Source organism: Streptomyces sp. NBC_00440, assembly GCF_036014215.1.
In the GTDB taxonomy this organism is placed as follows: domain Bacteria; phylum Actinomycetota; class Actinomycetes; order Streptomycetales; family Streptomycetaceae; genus Streptomyces.
On sequence record NZ_CP107921.1, the window covers coordinates 4,395,813 to 4,422,691 of the forward strand.

The 26,879-nt window shown below is 71.5% G+C and carries 22 protein-coding genes; 11 read left to right on the forward strand and 11 right to left on the reverse strand.

The genetic code is table 11. The annotated features are described in order from the left end of the window. Positions 1–3: 3 nt before the first annotated feature. Positions 4–1,644 carry an ABC transporter permease gene (locus tag OHB13_RS19895; protein ID WP_443062960.1) on the reverse strand — a complete coding sequence of 547 codons (1,641 nt, stop codon included), beginning with the start codon at positions 1,642–1,644 and terminating at the stop codon, positions 4–6. Then, the gene (locus tag OHB13_RS19900) at positions 1,641–2,609 is read right to left on the reverse strand and encodes an ABC transporter ATP-binding protein (protein ID WP_328377999.1); all 969 of its coding nucleotides are present in this window, start codon (positions 2,607–2,609) and stop codon (positions 1,641–1,643) included. Before OHB13_RS19900 ends, OHB13_RS19895 begins: the two co-directional genes overlap by 4 nt. A 110-nt stretch (positions 2,610–2,719) precedes the next feature. On the opposite strand from OHB13_RS19900, the gene OHB13_RS19905 reads away from it, so the two are divergent. Then, complete coding sequence (locus tag OHB13_RS19905) at positions 2,720–3,244, forward strand: GbsR/MarR family transcriptional regulator (protein ID WP_328378000.1); 525 nt, start codon at positions 2,720–2,722, stop codon at positions 3,242–3,244. Positions 3,245–3,271: 27 nt separating this feature from the next. Here OHB13_RS19905 and OHB13_RS19910 read toward each other — a convergent pair whose 3' ends face one another. After that, a complete protein-coding gene (locus tag OHB13_RS19910) occupies positions 3,272–4,123 on the reverse strand; it encodes a diacylglycerol kinase (RefSeq protein WP_266854929.1) in 852 nt (283 codons plus the stop codon). A gap of 165 nt (positions 4,124–4,288) precedes the next feature. On the opposite strand from OHB13_RS19910, the gene OHB13_RS19915 reads away from it, so the two are divergent. From OHB13_RS19915 to OHB13_RS19935, 5 genes are all read left to right on the forward strand, one after another. After that, positions 4,289–5,572, forward strand: coding sequence for an adenylosuccinate synthase (locus OHB13_RS19915; RefSeq protein ID WP_266854927.1), 1,284 nt, complete (start codon positions 4,289–4,291; stop codon positions 5,570–5,572). A 266-nt stretch (positions 5,573–5,838) separates the two neighbouring features. Further along, a complete protein-coding gene (locus OHB13_RS19920; RefSeq protein WP_328378001.1) occupies positions 5,839–7,425 on the forward strand; it encodes a hypothetical protein in 1,587 nt (528 codons plus the stop codon). 132 nt (positions 7,426–7,557) lie between these two features. Beyond that, positions 7,558–7,902, forward strand: a complete 345-nt coding sequence (locus tag OHB13_RS19925) for a DUF6191 domain-containing protein (RefSeq protein ID WP_266854923.1) — start codon at positions 7,558–7,560, stop codon at positions 7,900–7,902. 42 nt (positions 7,903–7,944) lie between these two features. Then, the gene (locus OHB13_RS19930) at positions 7,945–8,649 is read left to right on the forward strand and encodes a TetR/AcrR family transcriptional regulator (protein ID WP_328378002.1); all 705 of its coding nucleotides are present in this window, start codon (positions 7,945–7,947) and stop codon (positions 8,647–8,649) included. A gap of 2 nt (positions 8,650–8,651) precedes the next feature. Next, entirely contained in the window at positions 8,652–9,785 is a 1,134-nt protein-coding gene (locus OHB13_RS19935) for an FAD-dependent oxidoreductase (protein ID WP_328378003.1), read from the forward strand. A 106-nt stretch (positions 9,786–9,891) separates the two neighbouring features. On the opposite strand, the gene OHB13_RS19940 is transcribed toward OHB13_RS19935, so the two are convergent. The 5 genes from OHB13_RS19940 to OHB13_RS19960 all read right to left on the reverse strand — a co-directional run bounded on the left by OHB13_RS19940 (position 9,892) and on the right by OHB13_RS19960 (position 12,734). Further along, positions 9,892–11,073 carry a methyltransferase gene (locus tag OHB13_RS19940; RefSeq protein WP_328378004.1) on the reverse strand — a complete coding sequence of 394 codons (1,182 nt, stop codon included), beginning with the start codon at positions 11,071–11,073 and terminating at the stop codon, positions 9,892–9,894. Between the two features lie 20 nt (positions 11,074–11,093). Further along, positions 11,094–11,519: an SRPBCC family protein gene (locus tag OHB13_RS19945; RefSeq protein WP_266854915.1), complete on the reverse strand. Its 426-nt coding sequence runs from the start codon at positions 11,517–11,519 to the stop codon at positions 11,094–11,096. Positions 11,520–11,669: 150 nt separating this feature from the next. Further along, complete coding sequence (locus OHB13_RS19950; RefSeq protein ID WP_328378005.1) at positions 11,670–12,074, reverse strand: type II toxin-antitoxin system VapC family toxin; 405 nt, start codon at positions 12,072–12,074, stop codon at positions 11,670–11,672. After that, positions 12,071–12,349: a type II toxin-antitoxin system Phd/YefM family antitoxin gene (locus tag OHB13_RS19955; protein WP_328378006.1), complete on the reverse strand. Its 279-nt coding sequence runs from the start codon at positions 12,347–12,349 to the stop codon at positions 12,071–12,073. Before OHB13_RS19955 ends, OHB13_RS19950 begins: the two co-directional genes overlap by 4 nt. A gap of 67 nt (positions 12,350–12,416) precedes the next feature. Further along, complete coding sequence (locus tag OHB13_RS19960; RefSeq protein ID WP_266854911.1) at positions 12,417–12,734, reverse strand: hypothetical protein; 318 nt, start codon at positions 12,732–12,734, stop codon at positions 12,417–12,419. 227 nt (positions 12,735–12,961) lie between these two features. On the opposite strand from OHB13_RS19960, the gene OHB13_RS19965 reads away from it, so the two are divergent. Beyond that, on the forward strand, positions 12,962–14,329 hold the full coding sequence (locus OHB13_RS19965; RefSeq protein ID WP_266854910.1) for an aspartate aminotransferase family protein: 1,368 nt from the start codon (positions 12,962–12,964) through the stop codon (positions 14,327–14,329). Positions 14,330–14,411: 82 nt separating this feature from the next. Here OHB13_RS19965 and OHB13_RS19970 read toward each other — a convergent pair whose 3' ends face one another. Both OHB13_RS19970 and OHB13_RS19975 read right to left on the reverse strand, forming a co-directional pair. Beyond that, a complete protein-coding gene (locus OHB13_RS19970) occupies positions 14,412–17,885 on the reverse strand; it encodes a WD40 repeat domain-containing protein (protein ID WP_328378007.1) in 3,474 nt (1,157 codons plus the stop codon). 97 nt (positions 17,886–17,982) lie between these two features. Then, positions 17,983–19,368: an FAD-binding oxidoreductase gene (locus tag OHB13_RS19975; protein ID WP_328378008.1), complete on the reverse strand. Its 1,386-nt coding sequence runs from the start codon at positions 19,366–19,368 to the stop codon at positions 17,983–17,985. Positions 19,369–19,879: 511 nt separating this feature from the next. Here OHB13_RS19975 and OHB13_RS19980 point away from each other — a divergent pair. Continuing rightward, positions 19,880–21,205, forward strand: coding sequence for a glycosyltransferase family 39 protein (locus tag OHB13_RS19980; protein WP_328378009.1), 1,326 nt, complete (start codon positions 19,880–19,882; stop codon positions 21,203–21,205). A gap of 46 nt (positions 21,206–21,251) precedes the next feature. Here the strand turns inward: OHB13_RS19980 and OHB13_RS19985 are convergent, their stop codons facing one another. Then, positions 21,252–22,475, reverse strand: a complete 1,224-nt coding sequence (locus tag OHB13_RS19985) for an MBL fold metallo-hydrolase (RefSeq protein WP_328378010.1) — start codon at positions 22,473–22,475, stop codon at positions 21,252–21,254. Positions 22,476–22,770: 295 nt separating this feature from the next. On the opposite strand from OHB13_RS19985, the gene OHB13_RS19990 reads away from it, so the two are divergent. From OHB13_RS19990 to OHB13_RS20000, 3 genes are all read left to right on the forward strand, one after another. Then, a complete protein-coding gene (locus tag OHB13_RS19990) occupies positions 22,771–23,517 on the forward strand; it encodes a GntR family transcriptional regulator (RefSeq protein WP_328378011.1) in 747 nt (248 codons plus the stop codon). Then, positions 23,514–25,952, forward strand: a complete 2,439-nt coding sequence (locus OHB13_RS19995) for a dolichyl-phosphate beta-glucosyltransferase (RefSeq protein ID WP_328378012.1) — start codon at positions 23,514–23,516, stop codon at positions 25,950–25,952. Before OHB13_RS19990 ends, OHB13_RS19995 begins: the two co-directional genes overlap by 4 nt. Before the next feature lie 230 nt (positions 25,953–26,182). Beyond that, entirely contained in the window at positions 26,183–26,833 is a 651-nt protein-coding gene (locus OHB13_RS20000) for a hypothetical protein (protein ID WP_266854903.1), read from the forward strand. The last annotated feature ends 46 nt before the right edge of the window (positions 26,834–26,879 follow it).

The following is a 26,879-nucleotide window of genomic DNA, read 5'->3' on the forward strand; positions in this document are numbered from 1 at the left end:
CCCTCACCCGTTCATGTCCCTCCGCCGCAGTGCCGTCAGCCCCGCTGCCACCAGTGCCGCCGTGAGCAGCAGCAGGATCACCACCGGTGTCCAGGCCATCTCTGCGCCCGGCAGTTTGGCGAGATGGCCGAAGGGTGACAGGCCCAGGACCGGCTGCGGGAGTTTCAGTGCCGGGCCGATCCACCCCAGGGCCAGGGCGAGACCGGCCAGGGCCCAGGCCGCCGGTGCGGCCTTCGGGGCCGCCCCGTACAGCAGGACCGTGAGGCCGCCGAACACCCAGACCGCCGGGAGCTGGGCCAGGGCGGCGCCGATGACCGGGCCCGGTTCGTGGCCGTAGCCCAGGGCCAGGCCGACGCCGCCCGCCAGTACGACAGCCGCCGATCCCGCGAAGGCGACCGTGAGATGACCGGCCGCCCAGCGCAGCCGGCCGACCGCGCCCGCCAGCAGGGGTTCGGCGCGGCCGGCGGTCTCCTCGCCGTGCAGCCGCAGCACCGATGCGACCACGTACAGCGCGGCGACCGTACCGAGCACCCCGGTCATCGCCGCGAGGAACGCCTCGGTGAGGCCGGAGTGGCCGCCCATCCGCTGGAAGATCTCCCGGGCGGCCGCGTTGTCGCCGACCAGATCCCCCGCGCCGTCCGTGATGCTGCCGAAGACCGCCCCGGTGACCAGGAACCCGGCGATCCACCCGTACAGGCTGCCCCGCTGGAGCCGCACGGCGAGCGCGCCCGCCGTGCCCATCCGGCCGCGCGCCGGTCCCGGCCGGGCGGGCAGAAAGCTCATGCCGAGGTCACGGCGCCCGGCCAGGGTGTACGCGACGAGGGCCTGCGCGGCGACAGCCGCCGCCAGGAGCAGCAGCACCCACCAGCGCTCGGCCGCGTAGGGCCGTACGTTCTCGGCCCAGCCGACCGGGGACAGCCAGGTCAGCACGGACGAGCCGGCGCCCGACACCGCGTCGCCCGCCGCTTTCAGGACGTACGCGGCGCCGATCGCGGCCGCGCCGATCCCCTTCGCCGCGCGGGCGCTCTCGGTGAGCTGGGCGGCGACGGCCGCCGTGCACGCGAAGAGCATCCCGGTGCCCGCCACCGACAGCGCGAGCGCCACCGAACCGCCGCCCGGCTCGCCGGACGCGGTGAGCCCGGCGGCGATCACGCAGGCCAGCCCGGCGTTGGCGGCCCCGGCTGCCAGCAGCGCGGCCGTGAGCGGCGCCGGCCGGCCGACCCCGGCCGACGAGAGCAGCTCCTGACGCCCGGTCTCCTCCTCCTCGCGGGTGTGGCGTACGACGACGACCAGGCTCATCACGGCGGCGAGTACGGCACCGAAGCCGCTCATGCGCCAGGCGGTGAGCCCGCCGACCGAGTCGCTGAACACGGGCCCGTACAGCGCCCGCAGCGAGCTGTTGCCGTTCATCGAGCGGGCCAGCTCCGCGCGGCCGGCCGCCGTGCCGTACAGCGCGGCGAAGGACCGCGCGACGGACGCGAACGAGCCGCCGAGCAGCAGGATCCAGAGCGGCATCATGAGCCGGTCGCGGCGCAGGGCGAGCCGCAGCAGGACGCCGGTGCCCGCCCACGGGTGTGCGGAACGCGGCGGCCCGGCGGCGGGACCGGCGCCGGTGCCGGGGCGGCCGGTCGTGGTGGCGGTCACCGGGGCACCGCCGGGGTCTGCGCCGGTCCGGCCGCTGCCGTGCGGGTTCCGTCCGGAGCCGTGTCCGGTGTCGCGTAGTGGCGCAGGAAGAGTTCCTCCAGCGTCGGCGGTGTGCTGGTCAGCGACCGCACGCCGGAGGCGCCGAGCGATCCGAGCACCGCGTCCAGCCGGTCCGTCTCGACCTGGAGCTTCACCCGGGTGCCCTGGACGTCGAGGCCGTGCACGCCGGGCAGCCGGTCGAGGCCGCTCGGTGCCGAGGCCAGTTCGGCGACGATGCTGGTGCGGGTCAGATGCCGCAGCTCGGCGAGCGAACCGGTCTCCACCGTGCGCCCGGCGCGGATGATGCTCACCCGGTCGCAGAGCGATTCGACCTCGCTCAGGATGTGGCTGGAGAGCAGCACCGTCCGCCCCCGGTCGCGCTGCTCCGCCACGCACTGCTGGAAGACCCCCTCCATCAGCGGGTCGAGCCCGGAGGTCGGCTCGTCGAGGATCAGCAGATCCACGTCGGACGCGAACGCGGCGACCAGGGCCACCTTCTGCCGGTTGCCCTTGGAGTACGTACGGCCCTTCTTCGTCGGGTCCAGCTCGAACCGGTCGAGCAGTTCCGCCCGGCGCGCAGCGTCGAGGCCGCCGCCGCGCAGCCGCCCGTACAGATCGATGACCTCGCCGCCGCTCAGGTTCCGCCAGAGGGTGACGTCGCCCGGCACATAGGCGATGCGCCGGTGCAGCTCGACCGCGTCGCGCCACGGGTCGCGGCCCAGCAGCTGCGCGGCGCCCGAGTCCGCGCGCAGCAGCCCGAGCAGGATCCGGATGGCCGTGGACTTGCCGGAGCCGTTGGGCCCGAGGAAGCCGTGGACCTCGCCGGCCTCGACGGTGAGGTCGAGGCCGTCCAGTGCAGGTGTCCGGCCGAACGACTTGTGCAGTCCGGCGGCTGTGAGTGCCTTGGCTGTGCGTGCCTTGGTCATGCTTCTGAAAGTACAGTGATTTCACAAAGTTGTGAACTTAAGGAAGTTAAGGAAACGTATAAACTCGTACGGGTGGCAGGGACCGGGAACGCTGGGGAGAAGATCCAAGGATGACGACGAAAGACACCGGCCCGGAGAGCGGAAGCGGCACGGGCGGCGCACAGCCTGTGGACGGGGCGGCGGTCTCCCGCTTCGTCGAGCGGTTCGCCGCGCAGCTCGCCGACGCCGGGATGCAGCGGATGCCGGCCCGTATCTTCGCCGCGCTGCTCGCCTCCGAGTCCGGCGCGCTGACCTCGGCCGAACTGGGCGCACAGCTCAAGGTCAGCCCTGCGGCGATCTCCGGCGCCGTCCGCTACCTCGCGCAGGTCAACATGGTCACCCGCGAACGCGAACCGGGATCCCGCCGGGACCGCTTCCGGGTGCACAGCGACCAGTGGTACGAGGCGCTGACCAGCCGCGACATGGTCATCAAGCGCTGGGAGGACGCCCTGCGCGAAGGCGTCGCGAACCTGGGGCCCGACTCCCCGCAGGGGCAGCGGCTGGGGGAGACGCTGGCCTTCTTCGAGTTCCTGCACGGGGAGCTGGCGGCGCTGATGGAGCGCTGGAATGTGGAGCGCGAGAAGCGCTTCGGCTGACGCACCACGGGCGGCCCCCGCACCGTCCTACACCGCGACTGCCGGCAGCGTCAGCCCCCACACCCCCGCCCGCACCATCCACGTCCGGGTCCGCACCGGACCGCCCACCAGGCCGTCCCTGCGGTACCGGAAATCCGCCCCGGAGACCGTCACGGCCAGCGCCTCAGCCGTCAGCCGGTCACCGGACGGCAGCTCGATGGCCACCTCTGCCTTCCCCGCGCCGCCCCGCGACGAGACCCGGACCCCTGCCACCGGCCGGTCCAGATCGGCCAGCAGGACGCCGTCCGCCTCCACCCGCAGCCGCTGCACCCGGGGCGCCCCCGGCGTGGGGACCGGGCCGACGAGCGTCCGTACGAGCGAACGGCAGGTGCCCCACACCGACTGCGGCCCTTCGCCGTCCGCGCCCGGCGCCCCGGAGCGCGGGCCCGGCACCGGGATCCGCAGATCGCCCAGCACCACCGCGTCGCTGTCGTCCACCAGCAGGTCCAGCCAGCGCACCGCGCCGTCGAGCACCGACCGCGCCGCGGCCACCGCGCCCACCGGGACACCCAGCGACCGCGCCAGCTCCAGCGCGGGCGCCGGACCGACCGGCACCAGGGACAGGGCGCCGCGTGCCCGGTCACGCTCCCGGTGCAGCAGGGTCACCGCTCTGAGCAGCGCCCGGTCGTCGCCGACCACCACGAGGCGCCGGTGGCCGCGTCTCGCGAGCGCCCGCGCGAACTCCTCCGGCCCCTCGGGCAGGCAGATCTTGGCGTGCGCTCCGGCGCACAGCACGTCCTTCGCGATCCGTACGGATTCGCCGTCCGCGCGGCGGGCGACCGGGTCGATGACCACCAGCAGCTGATGCTCGGTGCTCGCTGGGGGATCTGGAGCCGACACCTCGGTCCTTCCTCGGGTAGCATCTTTGTGCAAGAGCCCCTTGCGCTATTGCGCCAGGGGCTTCGTCTATTCCGGGGCAGCCGGTTCGACGGTTCAGGTATCGGCGTACGCCAGACGTGCGCCCCCTGACCTTGGACATGCCCCGCCCGGAAGGGGTGTACGCCTGTGCCCGCACTTGTGCTGCTCGGTGCTCAGTGGGGTGACGAGGGCAAGGGAAAGGCCACCGACCTCCTCGGTGGATCCGTGGATTACGTGGTGCGCTACCAGGGCGGCAACAATGCCGGCCACACGGTCGTCGTAGGCGACCAGAAGTACGCGCTCCACCTCCTCCCTTCCGGAATCCTCTCGCCGGAGTGCACTCCGGTGATCGGTAACGGAGTCGTCGTCGACCCAGCGGTCCTGCTCTCCGAGCTGAGCGGGCTGAACGACCGCGGCGTGGACACGTCCAAGCTGCTGGTCAGCGGTAACGCGCATCTGATCACGCCGTATCACACCACCGTCGACAAGGTGACGGAACGGTTCCTCGGCAAGCGGAAGATCGGCACCACCGGCCGGGGCATCGGCCCGGCCTACGCCGACAAGATCAACCGTGTCGGTATCCGTATCCAGGACCTCTACGACGAGTCGATCCTGGAGCAGAAGGTCGAGGCCGCGCTCGACGGCAAGAACCAGATCCTCGCCAAGCTCTACAACCGGCGCGCGATCGAGGCCGGCCAGATCGTCGAGGAGCTGCTCGGCTACGGCGAGCAGATCCGCCCGTACGTCGCGGACACCGCGCTCGTCCTGAACAAGGCGCTGGACGAGAACAAGGTCGTCCTCATGGAGGGCGGACAGGGCACGCTCCTGGACGTCGACCACGGCACGTACCCCTTCGTCACGTCGTCCAACCCGACCGCCGGCGGCGCCTGCACCGGTACCGGCGTGGGCCCGACGAAGATCACCCGGGTCATCGGGATCCTCAAGGCCTACACCACGCGGGTGGGCGCGGGCCCCTTCCCGACCGAGCTTTTCGACGAGGACGGCGACAAGCTGCGTTCGATCGGCCACGAGTACGGCGTCACGACCGGCCGCGACCGCCGCTGCGGCTGGTTCGACGCGGTCATCGCGCGCTATGCGACGCGGGTGAACGGGCTGACCGACTTCTTCCTCACCAAGCTCGACATCCTCACGGGCTGGGAGCAGATCCCGGTGTGCGTGGCGTACGAGATCGACGGCAAGCGCGTCGAGGAGCTGCCGTTCAGCCAGACGGACTTCCACCACGCGAAGCCGGTCTACGAGTACCTGCCCGGCTGGACCGAGGACATCACCAAGGCGAAGACCTTCTCCGACCTGCCGAAGAACGCGCAGGCGTATGTGAAGGCGCTGGAGGAGATGTCCGGCGCACCGATCTCGGCGATCGGCGTGGGCCCGGGCCGGACCGAGACGATCGAGATCAACTCGTTCATCTGAGAGGCCCGAGAGGCCCGAGAGGCCCGAGAGGCCCGAGAGGCCCGAGAGGTCTGACGGGCCTGAGAGACACCGCGGCACTGGACGGCGGCCGACCTGTAGTGACGGGTCGGCCGCCGTCGCGCGTGAGTCCCCCCGGTTGAGCCGCCATTGAACCGACCACGACCCGTTTCGTGCGCTCCGTGAAGAATTTCCCCGCTGTGCCCTTTCTGTTCGCCCTGCCTGGCTACTCTCCACTCGCCCCGGCCCGGCACAGGAGAGGCACGTTCATGAGCGCCCCCGTCCACCGCACCTCAACTCGGCAGTCCGTCGCTGCCCTGACGCAGCGCCGGGACCTGAGCCGGGACCGGAGCCGGGCCGGGAGCCCGACCCGGAGTTCGGCGGAGCGCGCCCTCCTTCAGATCCAGTCCAGCGCCGGCAACCGGGCCGCGACCGCGGCCGTGCAGCGCGCCAGGGGCGAGGCGAAGGAGAAGGCACCGGAGAAGGCGCCGGAGAAGGGCAACGCGACCACCGGACGGAAGAGTTACCGCGACCGGATCGCCGCGGTCCTCGACAGGCTCAAGAAGAATCTCGAATTCATCGACACCTTCGTCAAGGGCGTCCAGGTCCCCGCCAACGCGGGCTTCTCCCAGCAGGCCTCCGCCACGGTCAACGACGGCCTCAAACACTCCGCCGGCTCATCGGGGGCCGCCGCCGCGTCGGAGAACCTCGTCACGGAGGCCGCCGGCGCCGTGCTCAGTGGCATGGAGGCGGCCAAAGCCAGGAAGGACGCCCAGAAGTACAAGAGCGGGGCCGCCTTCCACGGAGCGGACAAGAAGTCCAACTCCAAAACGGCGGACGCGGTCGTCAGCGCCGCCGGCGCGGGAAACTACGCCCTCGGTATCGCCAAGGAGCTGACCAAAGCCCAGCTGGCGGCGCACGCCATGACAGCGTCCGAGGCGAGCGGTATCGGCTCCAGCGCTTTCGGCGCGGCGAAGGGCGCCCGTGCGGCGGGCCGCCTCGGCATGACGGCCCGTAAACACCGTGCCCTGAAGGCGCTCACAAAGCCCGACCGCACCGACGACGATGCGCTGGCCCGGCTGAACCAGAGCCGGCAGGCAGCCGAATGGGCAGCGGCCGAGGCATACGTCGCGCTGGACGCCCACTGGGACCACGAGGGCGATGACCGGCTGGAGCGTGTCTCCGAGGCCATCGACGCGGCCTGGGCGGCGATGGGTGAAGCCCGTGACGCCGCCAGAGACGTCCGGCGTGCCGAAGACAGGAACACGATGGACACGGTGCACACGTACGCGCTCGGCAAGCAGCGCAACAAGATGGGCAAGCAGGCTCTCACCGCCGTGGGCGAGTCCACCAAGGCCGCGGGCGGCATCGTGACGGCGGTCGCCGCCACAGCGGGAGGAGCCGGACTGGCGAGCAACCCGGTCGGCTGGGGTCTCGCCGCGGGTGCGGCCGGTCTCGTCCTCGGCGTCACCGCCTACAAGGCAGGGCGCGCGGGGATGAAGCGCTACGAGGGGGCCCGCCACCCCGAACGCTGGGCGGCCGACGGGACCCCGGCGGAGCCCGCCTCCCGCGAGGACGCGCTGAAGGAGGCCCTGAAGTTCTGGAAGAAGGTGCAGAACGGTGAACGCCAGGCCATGGCCCGCAAACTGTACGGACTCGCCGCGGGCGCGGACATCAACGGGAGCGGCGACACATCGGCCGAAATGCGGGACTCGGCCAGAGCCCTTCTCATCGCTCTCAAAGCAGGCCCCGCCAACCATCGGCTGACCCCGGACGAGTGGGCACATTCCCTCAACGACCCGACGAAGAGCGCCGCTTGGGTCAAGGAGATAGCGGAACAGCTGTCCTCGGCCTGAGCTCCTGGCGAGGACGGACTGCTCCTCAGCGGCCACCGGGCTGCTTCGGCGTACGCCGGCAGTGGGATGCAGGCCCGCATGATCTCGAACGGGGGCACGCCAGGCGTTCCGCGGTCTCGCCATACTGCCGGTATGGGATTCGTCGTCTTCATGACCTTGCCCGGGCTGGTCATCCTGCTGACCGGAGTGGCCTTCGTCGATCAGTTGCTGTTGCGCGCCGGGCGGGCCGGTGTGCTGCCGTGGCGCAACTGGGCCCGGCAGGGTCAGATATCGGCCACCGGGTTCGAGCAGCTGCACGCGACCCTCTCGGCGGGGAAGCAGAACGAACTGAAGGAGCGGCAGTCGTCGCTGGTCATGCGGGACGACGAGGACGACGGTGCGCCGCCGAACCGGACGATGATCGACCTGGAGAGCGGGACCGCGGTCGTCCGGATACCGCCGGACCAGGACGCTGCGGGCGCTCCGGCTTCCCCGTAACGACCATGGTCGTTACGACCATGGTCGTGTTACGGTGAATGCATGGAGGACATCGGAACCCCCGAGACCGGCAGGAGCCGCCGCGAGCGGCCCGCCAAGCCCGCCCTGACCCGTGAGGGGATCGTGGCGACCGCAGCGGCGATCTTCCGCTCGGAAGGCCTGGCCAAGGTCACCATGCGCAGCGTGGCGAAGGCCTTGGACACCGGCCATGCGTCGTTGTACGTCTACGTCCGGAACACCGAGGACCTGCACGCTCAGGTGCTCGACGTCGAGTTGGGCTCCGTCGCCCTTCCCGATGACTCCCGGCCATGGCGCGCAAGTCTCGTGGCGCTTCTCCTCGACTACGGCCGGGTCCTGCTCTCGCATGCCGAGATCGCCCGGATGGCGATCCGGACGCGCCCCGACGGCCCGCACTACGTGGCCCTCGTCGAGGCGGTGCTCCGACAGCTGGACCGGGGCGGCGTGACCGGGCAGGCCGCGGCGTGGGGCGTCGACATCCTGCTGCAGTATCCGGCCGCCGTGGCGGCCGAGCACGGGGGCGCCACACCGGATACCGCAGTCCCGGCCCGCGCCCAACAGCCGGCAGCGCCGGGCCTTACGGCGGCGCCGGACAGGTATCCGCACATTGCCGCCCTCGCCGATCAGCTCTTCTCGGGCACCCCGGAGTCCCGCTCGGAGTGGGCCCTCAACGTGCTCATCGACGGCCTCGTCGCCGCGACTTCGCGTACCACTGACGGAAGGAACTGACCATGCCCACACCCCGTATCGCCGTCATCGGCGCCGGGCTCAGCGGTCTCGTCTGCGCCCGTATCCTCCAGCTCCACGGCATCCCGTGCACGGTCTACGAACGCGACGCGGATGCCGGGACCCGTCAGCAGGGCGGCTCGCTCGACATCCACCACGACACCGGCCAGATCGCGCTCGAAGAGGCGGGCCTCTACGAGACATTCCTGCGCCACACCCACGAGGGCGGTGAAGCGATGCGTGTCCTGGACAAGTCGGCACGGGTCTTCATCGACGAGCGTGACACGGGTTCGGGCGGACGCCCGGAGATCGACCGCTCGATGCTGCGGAAGATGCTCGTGGACTCACTGGATCCCGGCGCGATCAGCTGGGGCAGCAAGGTCGTCGGCGTCAGCCCCACGGAATCGGGACCCGTCCTGGAGTTCGCGGACGGAACCACCGCGCAGGCGGACCTGGTCGTCGGCGCGGACGGTGCGTGGTCGAAGGCCCGTGCCGCACTGACCCCGGTGAAGCCGTTCTACACCGGCATCACCATGGTCGAGATCCACCTCGACGACGCTCCGGCCAAGCACCCGGATGCGCTGGCGCTGGTCGGGCGCGGCTCGCTCTTCGCCGTGTCCGACAACAAGTTCATCGGCGGACACGGCGGTGACCACATCTGGCTCGGCCTGGGCGTCCGGGTCCCCGAGGACTGGGCGGCCACGAGCGGACTCGACCGGGCGGAGGACCCCACGGCCGCCCGAGAGGCACTGCTCGGCATGTACGCGGACTGGGCGCCCTCGCTGACCGATCTGATCCGGCACTGCGACGACACGATCGTCCCGCGGCCGATCCACGCGCTCCCCACCGGGCACACCTGGGACCGCGTCCCGGGGATCACACTCGTGGGCGACGCCGCCCACCTCATGTCCCCGTTCGCCGGCGAGGGCGCCAACCTCGCCCTCATCGACGGCGCCGATCTGGCCCGCGCCATCATCGCGAACGACGACCTGGAGCAGGCTGTCGCCGCGTACGAGCGGACCATGTTCCCCCGCGGTGCCGAATCGGCGCTCCAGTCCGCGTATGGGCTCGACATGATGTTCAACGAGGAAGCGCCCAAGGCTCTGGTCGACTTCTTCGCCAAGCCGAACGCACACTGATTCGTCCCGGCACGTCCCGGCGGGCGGGACCGGCCCGGAGCAATTCCCATGCCCCACCCTGGAGTTGTGGGGCACGGTTGGCCGTGGCCTTCCGGGTGGGCGTCGGTTACCGCTTCACGGCCCGCAGGATCACGAACTTCGGGTCGCTCGTCACGACCCGGCAGTTGCCGAACGTGCGCTGGAGCATGACGTGGTAGCTGAGGTGCCGGTTGCCGACGACCCACAGTTCGCCCCCGGTCCGCAGCGCCTCACGTGCGCCGCGGAACATCCGCCGGGACGTCTGGTCGCTGGTCGCCTGGTGGGTGTGGAACGGCGGGTTGTTCAGCACGAGGTCGACCGAGCCCGGTTCGACACCCGCGAAGGTGTCGCCGATGCGGAACTCGGCCGGGGCGTCCGGGCCGAGGTTCTTCCGGAAGGTGGCCTCGGCCGATGCGACCGCCTGGAACGACTCGTCGGTGAAGACCACTTCGGCCCGCGGGTTCGCCAGCGCGACGGCCGTGCCGACGACGCCGTTGCCGCAGCCCAGGTCCACCACCCGCTGCGGGCCCTCGTGCTGCGGCAGGTGCGGCAGGAAGAACCGGGTGCCGATGTCGAGGCGTTCGGCGCAGAAGACTCCGGCGTGGTTGACGACGGTCCGTCCCGACGCGGCGCCGATGCCGGACGGCAGTTCGTAACTGCGCGGCCAGGGGCTGGGGCCCGGCGTGAGTGACGGGTCGGGGGTGCAGAAGATCAGCCGGGCCTTCTTCACCGCGAGGGACGTCTTCGTGGGCCCGATGATCTGCTCGAAGAGCTTCAGGGTCGAGGTGTGGATCTCCTTGACCATGCCGGTGCCGACGACGACGGTCCCGGCATGCACGGCGGGCGCGAGCCGGTGCAGCTGGTCCTCAAGGAGCGCGAGACTCTTCGGCACCCGGACGATCAGCAGATCGATGCGCTCCGGGGGCGCGTCCTGCGTGGAGAGCAGCCGCACGGAGCCGGAGCCGGTCCCGTTCCGCTCCAGATTGGCGCGGGTCGCCTCCTGCCCGAGGAAGGAGTCGGTGATCTGGGCGACCTCGCCGGCCCCGCCCTCCGTGTCCGCCGCCCCGGCCAGTGCGGTGGTGAGGGCGCCCCACCGGTCACCGGCCACGACGGTGGTTCCCGGGACGGTCCCCGCGGCGGCGGTCCCGTTCTCCTCAAGATGGCGCAGGAGATATTCGTCAGCGGCGTCCCAGGCGCGCAGCTGGTCGCGGGGGTCCTCGGGGAACCGGGTGAGGGCGAGCGAGCCTGATGACGTCGGCAAATGGTTCATTGCCGACCAGGCTAGCCGCCTCAGGAGGCGACCGTCTTCTCGGCCAGTTTCTGGAATTCGCCCAGGTCGTAATGTGCCAGGGTGGAATCGAGGTTGGTGAGTGCGCCCAGGTGCTCGACGAAGCCCTTGGGGTCGTACTCGATCTGGAGCGTCACCCGGCTCGTCGTGTCGGTGAGGTGGTGGAAGGTGACCACACCGGCATGGTGGACGCCCTCGATGGTCCGCCAGGCGATCCGGTCCTCCGGTACGACCTCGGTCAGCTCGGCGACGAAGTTCTTGTCGGCGCCGGGCAGCGAGAGCTGCCAGGCGAAGCGCTTTTCGTCGATCGGCTCGACGAGGCGTACGTGGCTCAGGAAGGCGGGCCAGCGGGTGACGTCGCTCCACAGGGCCCAGCTCACGGCGACCGGGGCGTTGATGTCCACAGTTTCGATCAGCGATGACGACATGCGTGCCTCTCTTCGTTCGTGGGCTCGTTCTTCACGGGACCGGCTACCCGGAGACTGATCGGCCACACGGAACGACGGGTCGGCCACATAAAACGGCCGTACGCGCGAGGCGGCCGTCTTCCCGGCGAGTGCGGACTGTGCGGACTGCGTTCACACGGGGATGACGTCGACGCCCTCTTCCAGCCCCTTGAAGTCGTCGGCGTTCCGCGTATAGAGCGGGAGCCCCTGTGCTGCGGCTGTGGCAGCGACCATCAGGTCCATCCGGCGGGGACGGACATCGCGTTTCGCCCGGATGGTGAGAGCGACCAGCGTGCCGAATCTGCGGGCCGCCTCCCGATCGAAGGGAACGGCCGCGAACTCTGCCTCGACGTCGGCAAGGCGCTGCGCCCGCGCCATCATCTCCACCGGGTCCTTGGTCATCGTCACGCCCTGGGCCAATTCTGCGAGGACGATCGAGGAGACAGCCGCCTCCACAGGCAGCAAGGCCGGATCGATCACCGGCAGATCGATGACCACACACGTGTCCAGCAGCCCACGCGGGCGCCTGTGGGTCACGCGCGCTCCCAGGGATTCTCATCGTCACCGACACGTTCCTCGGTACCGAAGAACTCATCGGCCTCCGCACGCATCCGAGCGGCGTCGACCTGCGGAGCATGGCGCCATTTCCGCTGGAGCTCCTCGACCGGGACGAAGCGGCGTCGGGCGGCGAGCGGCCGCACCTCGGCGATCTCGTTGCCGTTACGAGTGATGTGGTACGTCTCACCTGCCTCGACGTCGTCGAGCACTGCCTTGGAACGCGCGGCGAGTTCCCGTTGGGTGATGGTCTTCATCTCTTCAGTGTATTGCAGCGTAATGCGTCGCGCTACGGAGTTGCTCCGGCCCGTCCGGCGGCCTCGGTCAGCCCTGTTTGGTTGTATCCCGATGGGCCGGGGCCGGGTGCGGGGAGACGGTGGTGGTGTGGGGTGCCGGGGTCTTCGATGCGCTGCCCGTGTTCATGACCGCGTACACCGATCCGCCCGCGCCCACCGCCACTATCAGGGCTACCAGGATCAGCGCGAGCGTCCAGCGACGGCTGCGGTCCGGTGGTCCGGGCGCCGGCGCGGGGGTGTAGTAGCTGTACCCGGGCAACGGCGGGCCCGGTTCGGGGTCGCCCGTACCGGCGGCGGCACTCTCTGCGCCGGTGTGGTGTGGATCGCCCGGCTGGAGCTTCTTCATGGCTGTGCCGCCTCCCCCGTGGCCGCGCCACCGCGCGGGCCCGCTGGAGGCGAGGATAGTGCGCCCGTGCGAGGCCCGGTATGGCCAGGAGAACCGGTTCTGCCGGCCATTCCGTAACGGCCGGCGGCCACCTCGCCGGGCAGTGTGACACTCTGCCGACGAATCCCGCCGAGTACATACAAGATGGCCATGTCCGTCCCGACCTGCGGATCCCTACGCTGGGATGCATGACCCCTCAGATCCCGCAGCCCGATCCCCGTGCAGGTGCGGCCGTCAAGGCCGCCGACCGTGCGCATGTCTTCCACTCCTGGTCCGCCCAGGACCTGATCGACCCGCTCGCCGTCGCCGGCGCCGAGGGTTCGTACTTCTGGGATTACGAGGGCAACCGGTACCTCGACTTCACCAGCGGTCTCGTCTTCACCAACATCGGCTACCAGCACCCGAAGGTCGTCGCCGCGATCCAGGAGCAGGCGGCGAAGATGACCACCTTCGCCCCCGCCTTCGCGGTCGAGTCGCGCTCCGAGGCCGCACGCCTCATCGCCGAGCGCACCCCCGGCGACCTCGACAAGATCTTCTTCACCAACGGCGGCGCCGAGGCCGTCGAGAACGCCGCCAGGATGGCCCGGCTGCACACCGGCCGCGCGAAGGTGCTGAGCGCCTACCGCTCGTACCACGGCGGCACCGCCACCGCGATCAACCTCACCGGCGACCCGCGCCGCTGGGGTTCCGACACCGCGACGGCGGGTGTGGTGCACTTCTGGGCGCCGTTCCTCTACCGTTCGCCGTTCTATGCGAGCACCGAGGCCGAGGAGAGCGCCCGCGCCCTCCAGCACCTTGAGGACACCATCGCTTTCGAGGGTCCGCAGTCGGTGGCCGCGATCATCCTCGAAACCATTCCGGGCACCGCGGGCATCATGACCCCGCCGCCCGGCTACCTCGCGGGCGTCCGGGAGATCTGCGACCGGTACGGCATCGTCTTCATCCTCGACGAGGTGATGGCGGGCTTCGGCCGGACCGGCACCTGGTTCGCCGCCGACCTCTTCGACGTCACCCCCGACCTGCTGACCTTCGCGAAGGGCGTCAACTCGGGGTACGTCCCGCTGGGCGGCGTCGCGATCTCCGGCGAGATCGCCGAGACCTTCGCCAAGCGTCCCTACCCGGGCGGGCTCACCTACTCGGGCCACCCGCTGGCCTGCGCGGCAGCCGTCGCGACGATCAAGGCCATGGAGGAGGAGGACATCGTCGGCCAGGCCGCCCGCCTCGGCACCGACGTCCTGGCCCCGGCCCTCGCGGACCTGGCCGCACGGCACCCGTCGGTCGGCGAGGTGCGCGGTGTGGGCGCGTTCTGGGCGCTGGACCTCGTACGGAACAGGGAGACGCACGAGCCCCTGGTCCCGTACAACGCGACGGGCGAGGCCGCCGCCCCGATGGCGGCGTTCGGCGCGGCGGCGAAGAAGCACGGCCTCTGGCCCTTCATCAACATGAACCGCACGCACGTGGTGCCCCCGTGCAACATCACCGACGCGGAGGCGAAGGAGGGCCTGGCGGCCCTGGACGCGGCGCTCTCGGTGGCCGACGAGCACGTGGTCGCGTAGGTCCTGTCCGGCCGGTCTTCGTGGGCCGGACAGGACCTAGCCGGCGGGCAGCAGAGAGGGGGACGCGGGGGCGCTCGGCGTCTCAGCGTCCCCCGCACGTCTTCCGGTACGCCACCGACGGCAGGTAGGTCCGCCACTGCGCGGGCGACAGTCCGCCGCCCGCCCGCGCGCACACCTCGGCGGCGACTCGCACCGGACGCAGCTCCACGGTGCGCGACGGCGTGTGCGGGGTCGTCACCCGCAGCCCGGAGCCGTCGGGGGTGAAGGCCAGTGCCAGTACGGGACCGTCCACGGGAGGCAGCTCCGCGCCGGCCGTTCCGGGGTCCGCCGTGTCCCACATCCGTAGCCCGCCGCCCTTGTCGCCCACGGCGAGCCTGCTGCCGTCGGCCGAGAAGGCGAGCGCCGGTACGTGCCAGCCGGGCACCGCCCCGCTGGACGGCACACCGGGATCGAGCACAGCCAGCAGACGGGTCCCTGCGCCGTCCCACAGCGTCACGCGTCCGTTGATGTCGCTCATCGCGAGGCAGCGGCCGTCCGGGCTGAAAGCCGCACTGGCGAGCACGCTCTCGCCGTGCATGACCCGTCTCGTGCGGCCGGTGCGCGGATCGGTCAACTCCCGGTCGCCGGTGAGGGTCTGCCCCTGCGGGCCGGTCACCTTCACCGGGCCGGGGCGCGGGCGCGGTGCCCGTCTCGTGCTCCGGTCCACGCCGACCGCGCTGTCCAGCGCGACGGAGTGCAGGGCATGGGCGCCCGCGCCGCTCTCCTCGTACCGCAGGACCCGGTGCGCCATGTCCAGGGTGATCCCGTTGAGTCCTGAACCCGTCGCCGACCGGCGCAGCACCGGTGCGGCCGGGTCGGCGAGCCGCCAGAGCTGGACCTCGTCGCTGGTGAGGGTCGCCGCGTACGCGCCGTCCGGGCTGAACTCCGCCTCGGACAGGCCGGGTACGGAGAGGCGCGGGCCCTCGTGCCCGGACCGTACGTCCCAGGTGCGGAGCGCCCCCTGCCCTGTTCCTGTGTGCATCGTGAAGGCCAGCGCCCTGCTGTCCGGTGTGAACACGAAGTCCTGGGTGTCGCACAGATCGCGCGCCGCCCACGGCACCGGCACCTTCCGGTGCCGGCGGACGTCCCAGACCTGGAGCGGCCCGCCCGCGCAGTACGCCATCAGCCGGTCGTCCGGGCTCATCCGGACCGCACGCACCTCGTCGTGCGGTTCCGGGACGGTGAGCAGCAGACGCCCGGTGCGCAGGTCCCACAACTGGAGGTCGCGCCTCAGGTCGTTGACGGCGTAGGTCCGCCCGCTCGCCATGAACCAGCTTTCGCCGCCCCCCTTCCACGCACCTCCGAAGGTCCGGCCGGTCAGCCGTCCCGCCGCCAGATCCCACACCCGCAGCCCGCCCGGGACGTGCACCACGGCGGTCCTGGTGTCCGGGCTGACCGCGGCGATCCGTTTCGCGTACGCCCCGAGCCCCGCGTAGGACGGCAGCCGGCGGTGCGTGGTCACGTCCCACCGCTCGGTGTGCGCCGGGCCGATGACCGTCAGGGTGCGGCCGTCGTCGCTCGTCCGGCGCCAGGTGTCGCTGTTGTCCGCCGCGAACTCCGTCGAAGGGCCGGCGAACACATCCAGGTCGCGCTGGGCGGCAGCCCCGTACAGCGCGCTGCGGGTCTCCGGGAGATCGGCGATCCGCCAGGCCGCCACGCTGAGCCGCATGGCCGTGCGGGGGTCGGTCGCCCGCAGGGCGGAGACGGCCGCTGCCACCCGCCGTGCCTCGGACCGGTCCGCGTGCTGTGCGGCGATCCGGCTCTGCCGGCCGGCTGTCAGACCCGCGACGACCGCGACACAGAGCAGGACGGCGAGCGTGACGGTCAGGCCGCGCAGCCTGCGGGTGGTGCGGGCCGCCGTACGCAGGGCGGCGTCGTGCGCGTCGAGGCTCGTGGCGAGGAAGTCCCGCTCGGACGCGGTGAGATCAGCTTCGGTGAGATCGGACGCGGTGAGTTCAGCTGCGGTGAGAGCGGACTCGGTGGGATCGGATGCGGGGGGACCAGGTGTGATCGGATCGTCCCCGGTGGGATCAGGTGTGCGGGGCACGGACAGGCGCGTTCCGGGCCCGAACGTCTCCCGCGCCGATGCCAGCCGCACCCCCCGGTACAGCGCACCCGGATCCCGCCCCAGCTCCTCCCACATGCGGGCCGCATCCGTCAGCCGGCGGTGCAGCCGCAGGCGTTCGCGGTCCTCGTCGATCCAGCCCCGCAGCCGGGGCCAGGAGCTGATCAGTGCCTCGTGGGCCAGTTCCACGGTCGTGGTCCCCGCGGTCAACAGGCGTGCTGCGACCAGCTGTTCCAGTACAACGGCGGTCTCCTCCGAGGTCCCCAGCTCGGCGCGGGTGACCGGGCGCCGGGTGTCCTGGGTGCCGTCGCCGGGGGCCACCAGCCGCAACAGCAACGCACGTGCCGTACGGGCCCGGTCGGCGGTGAATCCCGTGAAGACCTCCTCAGCGGTGTGGGATATCGCGCCCTGCACCCCGCCGACCGCCTCGTACGCGGCGACCGTCAGCGTCCGGCCGCGCCGCCTGCGCCACACTTCCCGCAGGGCGTGCGCCATCAGCGGCAGGCCGCCCGGCTCGTCCGCGACATCGGCGACGACGCGTGCCGTCAGCGACCGTTCGACAATCAGCCGCTCCGCCGTCGCCGGGCCGACGACGGCCTCCCGCAGCTGCGCCCGGGTCATCGGCCCGACCAGCAGGGTCGCGTCCCGCAGCGCGTCGGCCAGTGCCCGGTGTTCGGCGCACCGGCCGTAGAAGTCCGCGCGTACGGCGACGACGACGCGCGCCCCGCCGGTCAGCAGCAGATCGATGAACTCGGCGCGCTCGGCCGGATCGTGGCAGAGGGTGAAGAGCTCTTCGAACTGGTCGACCACGACGAGGGTGCCGCCCGTCTCCGCGCCGTCGCCCGCGCTTCCGGACTGCTCGCCGCCCGGCACGACCCGCGCGGCGTGCATCCGGACCGGCTGTCCGCCCGGCGTCAGAATGCGGATCGCCGCAGGACGGGGGTGCTCCGCCGTGCGCAGTGCCGGGGCCGTGCGCAGTGCCGGGATCAGACCGGCCCGCAACAGTGAGGACTTGCCGCTGCCCGACGCGCCCACGACCGCCACGAAACGGTGCCGCCCGGTCAACCGGACAAGGTCGGCGACGAGATCGGTCCGGCCGAAGAAGTGGTCGCCCGGTTCGAGGCGCCCCAGCCCCGGATACGGCGATCCGTCGTCCGCGCCGCCCGGACCGTCCGGTGCGGGCTCATCAGCTGCTGCTGACGCCTGCCGCCACCGCAGCTCCCACTCCGCCGGGTCGGCGCCGCACGCCGCCACATAGGCGAGCGTCACCGGCAGCGACGGGAGCTTCTCGCCGGACGCCGCTGCGGAGAGCGTCGGGGCCGAGTACCGCCCGTCGGCGGCCATCGCCCGGTAGGTGGGGCCGCCCGCCTCGCTCCGCAGTGTGCGCAACTCGTGGGCGAAGCGCTGCACCTGGCCCGCCGCCGGATCCAGTGGCCTCTCCGGACGCCCCATGGGATCACGGTAGTTGATGGGTATGACGGGAGGGCGTGCCGGTCAGTATTGCTGGAGCTGAGCCGGTACTACATACCCTCCCGGGCGACGGAGTCCGTCAGACCGGCGCGGCAGGCGCGATGTTCTGATTGGCGCGGAAGAGGTTCTGCGGATCGTAGGTTCTCTTGATGGCGGCCAGCCGGTCGTAGTGGTCGCCGTAGGTGGCCCGGACCCGGTCCTGGCCCTCGCCCGAGCCCATGAAGTTCACGTAGCCGCCGCCCATCGAATGCGGGTGCAGCTCCTCCCAGTAGTCGACACACCACTGCCTGATGGCCCCGGCGTTGGCCGGGTCGGGGTCGATGCCGCCGACGATGCCCGACCAGTGGGCATCCCGGTAGCTCCACGCGGTGTCGTCCCGGCCCACCCGGCCGGCGGCGCCGTCGACCGGATACATGTGCATGGTCGACAGGCCGGTGGGCAGGGCCTGGGCGTACTTCGTGTGTACGTCGATGGCGTCGTCGGTGATGCGGTCGAAGAAGTCACCGCGCCAGTACCACTGCAGGCCGGAGGGCAGCAGAGCGTCGAACATCGTCTGCACCGCGGGGTAGGGCATCGGCGCGGTGAAGTGGAAGGCTGGAGCGGCCGGTTCGCCGACGGGGGCGAACATGTCCTCCGCGCGGTCCTGGTCCCCGGTCCAGCACCAGACAACACCGCACATCGGCTGCCCGTGGATCTCCTCGGGGAACGGCGGGGCCGGCGGAACGGTGAGTTCCGCGAAGAAGCCGTTCAGGTCGTCGGGAGCGTCCGGCAGGAAGTCGCGGTACCACTGCAGCACTTCACGGATGTGTTCCAGCGGCCAGAGGGTGATCGCCAGCGTCACGGTGTGTACCGGATGCAGCCGGAACGTGAACGAGGTGGCGATGCCGAAGTTCCCGCCGCCGCCGCGCAGCGCCCAGAACAGGTCCGGGTGATCGTGCTCATTCGCGGTGACGAAGCTGCCGTCGGCCAGCACCACATCGGCGGAGAGCAGATTGTCCACGCTCAGCCCGTACTTGCGCGTCAGGTGGCCGTGGCCGCCGCCGAGGGTGAGGCCCCCGACGCCGGTCGTCGAGACGATGCCCGAAGGGGTACCGAGGCCGAAGGCGTGGGCGGCATGGTCGAGTTCACCGAGCAGGCTGCCGCCGCCGACCTGGGCGGTCCTGGCGGCAGGGTCCACCCGCACTCCGTGAATCGGTGACAGGTCGATGGTGATGCCGTTGTCCACCAGGCACAGACCGGAGCCGCTGTGGCCGCCGCCGCGGACCGCGGGGGCCAGCCCGTGGGCACGGACGAAGTCCACCGCGTCCATGACGTCCCCGGCGTCCGCACACCGTACGAAGGCGGCCGGGCGCCGGTCGATCATTCCGTTGTATATCTTCCGGGACTCCTCGTACTCGTCGTCCGGTGGGGTGATGACCGGGCCACGCAGTGCGTCCCGCATCCCCTCCAGCACGGTGTTGTCCATGGTGCACTCCTCGCGGAGCCCGGAACGGTTCGGTGACCGTCCGGGCCTGCCCCCTGCTGGACACCGGGTGTACAGGTGCTCGCCAGTGCCCCGGTGCCGTGACCGCGCAGCGGCCGGCCGCCACAGGGCTGACGCCCCCATTTTCCCTCTGGAGGGCGGGCGTCGCATCCCCGCACGGGCCGTGGTGGCTTCGTTCGCTGCCGACGGTGCCGGCTCAGGTCATTGATGTGCGTGGCGGGAGGGGGCTGCCCATCAACGCTGGTGGGGTTGAGCTGGCACTACGTAGCCCTCCCGAACAACGGAGCCCGTCATCGCCACCGCTCTGCGGGCCGTCAGCCCGGCCACTGCCACTGCCACTGCCACTGCCACTGCCCCGGCCCCGATCACGGGCGCACCCCGTCCGTCGTCACGGTGGTGGCCCATCGCCGCCACCGTCGTCCCGGCGCTGCTGGCGCTCGCCGTCGGGCTGTGGGGGATCAGGCGCGAGGGCACGCTCTGGGGCGACGAGGCGGTGACCTACGAGATGGCGCACCGCAGCGTCGCCGGGATCTGGCGGACGCTCGGCACCGTGGACGCCGTCCACGGCCTCTACTACCTGCTGATGCACGCCCTGTTCGCGCTCCATGACGGCGGCCTCACCACGCTGCGGCTGCCGTCCGTGCTCGCCACGTCCGCTGCCGCCGCCGAGGTCGGGCTCATCGGGCACCGCGTGGCCGGGCCGCGCGCGGGGCTGTTCGCAGGGCTCGTCATGCCGCTGCTCCCGGCCGTGCAGCGGTACGCGCAGGAGGGCCGTTCGTACGCGCTGGTCTGCGCCCTGGTCGTCTGGGCGACGTGGCTGCTGCTCGCGGAACGCTGGACCGGATACGGCGCGGTGATGCTGGCGGCCTGTCTGCTGCACGAGTTCGCGGTGCTGGCGGTGGTCGCGCACGGTGTGACGGTGTTCGCGCGGCGGGCCGGGCAGCGTGGGTTCCCGCTGTCGCGGCGGGCGTTCACCTGGGCGGCCGGAGGTGTCGCGGCCGGTCTCGCACCGCTCGCCGTGTTCTCCACCACGCAGTCCGCCCAGGTCGAATGGATCGGCAGACCCGGTGTCAGCACGCTCGCCGGGTACGCGGCACTGACCGCCGCCGCGCTGGTCTGCCGCCGCTTCCGGCCGGCTCCCGGCGTACGGGCACTCGCGCTTCCGCTGCTGCTCGTCCCCAGTTGGCTGCTGCTGGCGGTGTCGTACATCCACCCGCTGTACGTCGACCGCTATGTCCTCTTCTGCTCCGCCGGACTCGCGCTGTTGACCGGTGCGGTCCTGGACCGTTCCTTCCCGGACCGTTCCTGCCCGGACCGTGCGGTCCTGGACCACTGCTGGTCGCGGGCGGTCGCGCTCGTGGCGGTCGTCGCCGCTCTGGGTGCGCTGCTTCCCGTGAGTCTGGAGATGCGGACTCCGCAGAGCCGGAAGAACGACGTGACGGCGGTGTCCGCGGCGGTCGAAGCTGCCGGGCACGCCGGGGACGGGCTGCTCTTCACCCCCGCGAGGCGCCGGGTGTGGACGCTGTGGCGGCCCGCCGACTTCCGCGGGCTGACCGATCTCTCCCTGGGCCGCGCGCCACGCTCCTCCCACACGCTGTCCGGCACCGAGCTTCCGCCGGACCGGATCCGCGACCGGATCCTCGCCGTCACGCGGATCGTGGTCGTCTCCGACCTGCCCGGCCAGCCGCTGGACACCGACGCCCGGGAGGCAGTGAAGCGCCGCACGCTGCGCACGTACTTCGTGAGCTGCGGCAGCCGGGAGATCACCTCGGCCCTGATCACCGTCTACGCCCGTCCCGGAGGCTGCCCGCCCACCTGACCGCAGGGCGGGTCCGAGCTGCCTGCGGCTCATCTGCTGAGCAGCGCTACCTGCCCAGCCGTATCCGGTCGAGGTCGTTGCCGACCAGTACCCGGCCGTGGAAGCCCTGTTGGGCCCTGCGCCGCCAGGAGTCGTGGGGGACCAGGAAGGTGTCGGCCGGGGTGATGTGCGTGAGCACCAGCGTGTGCACCCCGCAGCGCCGGGCCAGCGGGCCGACCTCGGTGACGTCGGTGTGTGCCGCCGCCATGTGGTGCAGCAGCGCTTCGCTGTAGCCGGTGCTGTTGCGGTAGAAGTCGAGGTCGATCACCTCGTGCACGAGGATGTCGGCGCCCCGCGCCAGGCGGACCATGTTGTCGGAGAGCGCGGTGTCCCCGGAGAAGACCACCGAGCCGTCCGGGGTGTCGAAGCGGTACGCGAAGCACGGGAAGACCAGCCCGTGCGGGACCAGGACCGCGCTGACGCGAACCGTTCCGTCGTCCATGACCAGGAACGGTTCCATGTCCGGCGCGGTGTTCCCGATCGGGTCGGCACCTGTCCCGGGAGGCAGTTCGATCTCGTGCACGTCGACATGCGTGTGTGGGTCGGGGCGGCCGGACTCGCGCATGAAGATGTTGCTGCTGTACGCGGTGGCTTCGAGTGACTTCTCCGTCAGGTCCTTGAGACCGGGCGTCGGATCGGCCGGGTCGACGGTCCCCGGCCGCCCGCCGCCGAAGGCGTCCGGCAGTGCGCCCGCCGGGCCGGGGCCGTAGGCGTCGAACGGGGACAGGACGGCGTCGCCCACGTCGTTGACCCCGTGCGCGGCCAGCAGCACGAAGTTGGCGTAGTCGGCTATGTGGTCGATGTGCAGGTGGGTGATGAAGACCGACGTCAGGTCCTGGAACCTCAGTCCGGTCCTGCCGTACTGAGTGACGGCGGAGCGCCCGCAGTCGACGACGTGGACCTTTCCGCGGACGGAGAGCGCGGAGGCGGTTCCGGCCCGGGTGGTGACCGGTGGTGGGCCGCCTGCGGTGCCCAGCAGGAACACTTCGGTTCCGGCGGGGGAGACCCGCGCGGGGCGCGCGTTCGACGCCGGGGAGACCTCGGCCGCTCGGGCCGTGTCCGCCTCAGCCGTTTCCGTACCGAGGGCGGTCGCGGCGGTCCCGCCCGCGGCGAGCACCGCAGCGGAGGCGCCCAGCAGTTGACGTCGGGAGAGGGGCCCGTCCGCGGTGCGGGGCCGGTCCTCGCCGGACGGATCGGAGCGGTCTTGGCTGCGGCCTCGATCAGGTGTCATGGGACCAGTCCTCGGCAGGCGGGCGTGGAGGCGACGGACGCGTCGAGCATAGAGATAGTTAAGGGGTTAGAGAAGATGCGGCCGCGTCAACAAACCTGCGTCAACGAACCTGCGTCAACGAACTTTCGTCAACGAACTTTCTTCAACAACCCTGCGTCACAACCCTGTGGGGCAGTACCGCCGGCCGGCCCCGTCGGCCAGTACCGCCGGGGCCTGTCTCCGATCCGGGCTGAGCCGATCGGAAGGCCCGGTCGGCCGTAGGGTGTCCCAGAGTCGGACGAGGGGAATCAAGACCATGCCCGCGAGCGGAGCGGTGACCCGCAGTACTCTGCGGCAGCAGATCGCCGACGCGCTGCGTGACGAAGTGCTTGCGGGCCGTCTTCAGCCGGGCGAGATCTTCACCGTCAAGCAGATCGCCGAAGGGTACGGGGTCTCGGCGACCCCGGTCCGTGAGGCGCTCGTCGAGATGTCCGCGCAGGGGCTGCTCGACTCGGACCAGCACAAGGGGTTCCGGGTCCACCAGTTCTCGGTCGACGACTACTGCTCCATGGTCGAGGCCCGGTCGCTGATCATCGACGGGATCTTCCGGCGGCTCACGCTGCGGGGTGTGGCGGGTGAGGCGCTGCTGTCCGTGCGCCGCCGGGCCGAGGAGGCCGGGCAGGCCGCGCGGACCGGCAGTCTGGAGATCCTCATCGGGTACGACCTGCGTTTCTGGCGTGAGCTCGGTGCGCTCACCGGCAACCGTTACATCTCCGACTTCCTGCACCGGCTGCGCGTGCAGTGCTGGGTGTTCGCCGTGCCGTATCTGCGCGGCCGCGCAAAACTGGCCGACGCGCTGTGGCAGGGCCACGAGGAGCTGGTCGATGCCGTGACCAGCGGCGACGGCGAACAGGCGCACGCGGTGATCGACGCGTACAACGCGCACGCCGTCCGCTGGGCGGAGCAGCTGCGAGCCACCGCCCCGCCCCCTGGCGGGGACAGCCCCTCCGGCGGGGACAGCCCGTCCGACGGTGACCGTACGACCGACGAGGATGCCCGGTGAGCGTCGTGGAGCCGCAGGCGGCGGAGCTGACGGTGGCGCTGTCCGTCGTCGTGCCCGCCTACAACGAGGAGGGGCGGCTCGGCCCCACGCTGGAGGCCGTCCGTACGTATCTGGACGGGCGGTCCGGCAGCTGGGAGCTGGTGGTCGTCGACGACGGTTCGGCGGACGGCACCGCGCGCATCGCCCGCGAGGCCGCCGCAGCCGACCCCCGGGTCCGGCTGGTCAGCAGCCCCGGCAACCGCGGCAAGGGGCACGCCCTGCGGCTCGGTGTGGCCGCGTCGAAGGGCGTACGGGTGCTGGTCACCGATGCCGATCTGGCCACGCCCATCGAGGAGTTGGACCGGCTCACCCAGGAGCTGGAGACCGGGTACGAGGCCGCGGTCGGCTCGCGGGCGCACCCCGATTCCACCGTCGAGGTGCACCAGGGGCGGCTGCGCGAGTCGATGGGGCGGATGGGCAACCGGCTCATACGGGCCGTCGCCGTCCCCGGCATCCGCGACACCCAGTGCGGGTTCAAGCTCCTGGACGGCGACAAGGCACGCGAGGCGTTCGCCGACGCGCGGCTCGACGGCTGGGGCATCGACGTCGAGATCCTCCAGTACTTCCGGCGCCAGGGATGGGCGGTCGCCGAGGTCCCGGTCCGCTGGTCGCACCAGGAGGGCTCCAAGGTCGGGCCGCTCGACTATCTGCGGGTCCTCGCCGAGCTGATCCGGCTGAAGGCCCGCGCGGTGCGCGGCACCGACCTGGCGGTCTGCGGCCTCTTCCTGCTGGCGTCCGTGCTGCTCTACAAGAACCTCTGGGCCGACCTCGGACACGGCTACCTCCGCGACTCGCTCCAGGACCAGAACCAGTGGGAGTGGTTCTTCGCGGTCACCGCGGACAACGTCGCCCATCTGCACAACCCGCTCTTCACCACCGCGCAGAACTTCCCGGCCGGGGTGAACCTCATGGGCAACACCCCCATGCTCGGGCTCTCCGTCCCGCTCACCCCGGTGACGCTGGCGTTCGGGCCGACCGTGACCTGGGCGCTGGTGCTGACCGGCGGGCTCGCCGCGACGGCCGCCGCCTGGTACTGGCTGATCGCCAGGCGGCTGGTCCGCAACCGGTGGGCAGCCGCGCTCGGCGCCGCGCTCGCCGCCTTCGCGCCGCCGATGATCTCGCACGGCAACGCGCACCCCAACTTCCTGGTGCTGTTCATGATCCCGGTCATCATCGACCGGGCGCTGCGGCTCTGCGAGGGGGAAAACGTCGTACGGGACGGGGTGCTGCTCGGCCTCTTCGCCACGTACCAGGTCTTCCTCGGCGAGGAGCCGTTCCTGCTCGCGGCCCTCGGGATGCTGCTCTTCGCGCTCGCCTACGGGCTGCTGCGCAGGGACGTGGCTCGGGCGGCGTGGCGCCCGCTGCTCAAGGGGCTCGGGGTCGCCGCGCTGACCGCGCTGCCGCTGGTCGCGTACCCGCTGGGCTGGCAGTTCTTCGGCGCGCAGAGCTACCACAGCGTGCTGCACGGGAACAACGCGGGCAACAGCCCGCGCGCCCTCCTGGAGTTCTCCGGGCGCGCCCTGTTCGGCAGCGACGCGACGGCCGACAAACTGGCGCTCAACCGGACCGAGCAGAACGCCTTCTACGGCTGGCCGCTGGTGGCGCTGGCCTTCGCGATCACGGTACGGCTGTGGCGGCACCCGCTGGTGAAGGCACTGGCGTTCACCGCGGTGGCCGCCGCGGTCCTCTCGCTGGGCCAGAAGATCCGTATCCCGTACACGGACGTGGTGCTCCCCGGCCCGTGGCGGCTGCTGGCGCACCGGCCGCTCTTCGAGTCGGTGATCGAGGGCCGGGTCGCGATGATCTGCGCCCCCGCGCTCGGCGTGCTGGTCGCGCTGGCGGCCGACCGGCTGATCCGCACCCGTGTTCGCGCGTACCGCGCCTTCGGGGGGTTGGCCGTCGCGGCGGCGCTGGTCCCGATCGTGCCCACCTCGATGCCGGTGCAGAGCCGCCCGGACGTCCCGGCGTTCATCGCCGACGGTATGTGGAAGAAGTACGTGGGCCCCGGCGAGTCCGTGGTCCCGGTGCCGCTGCCCGACCCGGGCAGCGCGGAAGCCCTGCACTGGCAGTCGGCCACCGGCGTCCACTTCCCGGTGCCCGGCGGCTACTTCAACGGGCCGTACGGGCCGGACCGCACCGGCATCTACGGAGCGCCGCCCCGCTACACGTCGAACCTCTTCCGGGACGTCCGCTACGGCGCGAAGATCCCGGCGATCGGCCCCAACTGGCAGGCGCAGGCGCGCTACGACCTGGCGTACTGGAAGGCCGGCGTGGTCGTCATACCGCCCGAGGACAACGACGCGGCGCTGTACGTCACGGTGGAGAAACTGCTCGGCCGGCCGGGGCAGCGGATCGGCGGCGCGTGGGTCTGGCCGGTGGGCAAGGGCAGCAGCTGACCCTGCACGGCGGCGGGGCGGGGGCGCCCAGGACGAGCGGGGGTCTTCCGGCGGGGAGCGTCCGCGACGACCGGCGGTCTTCCGGGCGGGAAGCGCCCATGACGACCTGAGGACTTCCGCGCCGGGAGAGGCCTGGACGACCGGGGGTCTTCGCGCAGAGTGAACCGCGCATTACGCTGGCCGGACAAGCCCGCTCGGGGGGTGACCCCCGAACCCCGCTAGGAGCCCCGTTGGCCTGTGACCTGTGGCTGGTCCCCCTCGTCGATGTGCTGTGCCACAGCCCCGACAACCCCTTCGCGGAAGAGATAGCCGTCTACGACAAGGCACTCGGCGAAGCCGGTCTGCCGTCCGTACCCGTCTACGCCTATATGCCGGGCCTCTCGGGCGACGTGGCCCCGGTGGCCGGTTTCGACTACGACGCCCTGCACTTCCTGCGGCGCGCGTACCTCCTGAAGATCTGCGGCCTGGAGGTCGCCCCGGTCGATCACCTGGGCGGCGACTACGAACAGCTCCTGGAGATGTTCGAGTCCACGGCGCAGCAGTCCCACCTGGTGTGGCACTACGACCACGCGGGGGCCTATGTCCCGGTCGACTTCGCCGCACCGCTGTCCAACGACGAACTCCTCGAAGGCGGCGGCCCGCTGGGCTCCGCCCACGGCCTGCTCCGGGAGCTGGAGGTGGTGGCCGGGTCCATCGGTATCGACGCGGCGAACCCTCCGGCGACCCCGCAGGCTCCGTCCCGTCCGACATCGCTGGAGGAACCGGCAGGCCCGGTCCCGCCGGACGACAGCCCGTTCGCCCGGGAACGGCATGTATGGCTGGGACTGCACGCGGCGGCCACCCGCAGCCTCGCGCAGGGGTCGATGATCGTCTTCAGCTGAGTTCATCCACACCGGAGCTCGGCTCCACCGCCGGCGGGGCGTCCGG

Coding starts and splice junctions, on each gene's coding strand:
- OHB13_RS19900 (WP_328377999.1), bottom strand. CDS start 2,609: ATGACCAAGGCACGCACAGCCAAGGCACTCACAGCCGCCGGACTGCAC.
- OHB13_RS19955 (WP_328378006.1), bottom strand. CDS start 12,349: ATGAAGACCATCACCCAACGGGAACTCGCCGCGCGTTCCAAGGCAGTG.
- OHB13_RS19960 (WP_266854911.1), bottom strand. CDS start 12,734: ATGAAGAAGCTCCAGCCGGGCGATCCACACCACACCGGCGCAGAGAGT.
- OHB13_RS19945 (WP_266854915.1), bottom strand. CDS start 11,519: ATGTCGTCATCGCTGATCGAAACTGTGGACATCAACGCCCCGGTCGCC.
- OHB13_RS19905 (WP_328378000.1), top strand. CDS start 2,720: ATGACGACGAAAGACACCGGCCCGGAGAGCGGAAGCGGCACGGGCGGC.
- OHB13_RS19925 (WP_266854923.1), top strand. CDS start 7,558: ATGGGATTCGTCGTCTTCATGACCTTGCCCGGGCTGGTCATCCTGCTG.
- OHB13_RS19965 (WP_266854910.1), top strand. CDS start 12,962: ATGACCCCTCAGATCCCGCAGCCCGATCCCCGTGCAGGTGCGGCCGTC.
- OHB13_RS19985 (WP_328378010.1), bottom strand. CDS start 22,475: ATGACACCTGATCGAGGCCGCAGCCAAGACCGCTCCGATCCGTCCGGC.
- OHB13_RS19940 (WP_328378004.1), bottom strand. CDS start 11,073: ATGAACCATTTGCCGACGTCATCAGGCTCGCTCGCCCTCACCCGGTTC.
- OHB13_RS19930 (WP_328378002.1), top strand. CDS start 7,945: ATGGAGGACATCGGAACCCCCGAGACCGGCAGGAGCCGCCGCGAGCGG.
- OHB13_RS19970 (WP_328378007.1), bottom strand. CDS start 17,885: ATGGGGCGTCCGGAGAGGCCACTGGATCCGGCGGCGGGCCAGGTGCAG.
- OHB13_RS19975 (WP_328378008.1), bottom strand. CDS start 19,368: ATGGACAACACCGTGCTGGAGGGGATGCGGGACGCACTGCGTGGCCCG.
- OHB13_RS19935 (WP_328378003.1), top strand. CDS start 8,652: ATGCCCACACCCCGTATCGCCGTCATCGGCGCCGGGCTCAGCGGTCTC.
- OHB13_RS19990 (WP_328378011.1), top strand. CDS start 22,771: ATGCCCGCGAGCGGAGCGGTGACCCGCAGTACTCTGCGGCAGCAGATC.
- OHB13_RS19920 (WP_328378001.1), top strand. CDS start 5,839: ATGAGCGCCCCCGTCCACCGCACCTCAACTCGGCAGTCCGTCGCTGCC.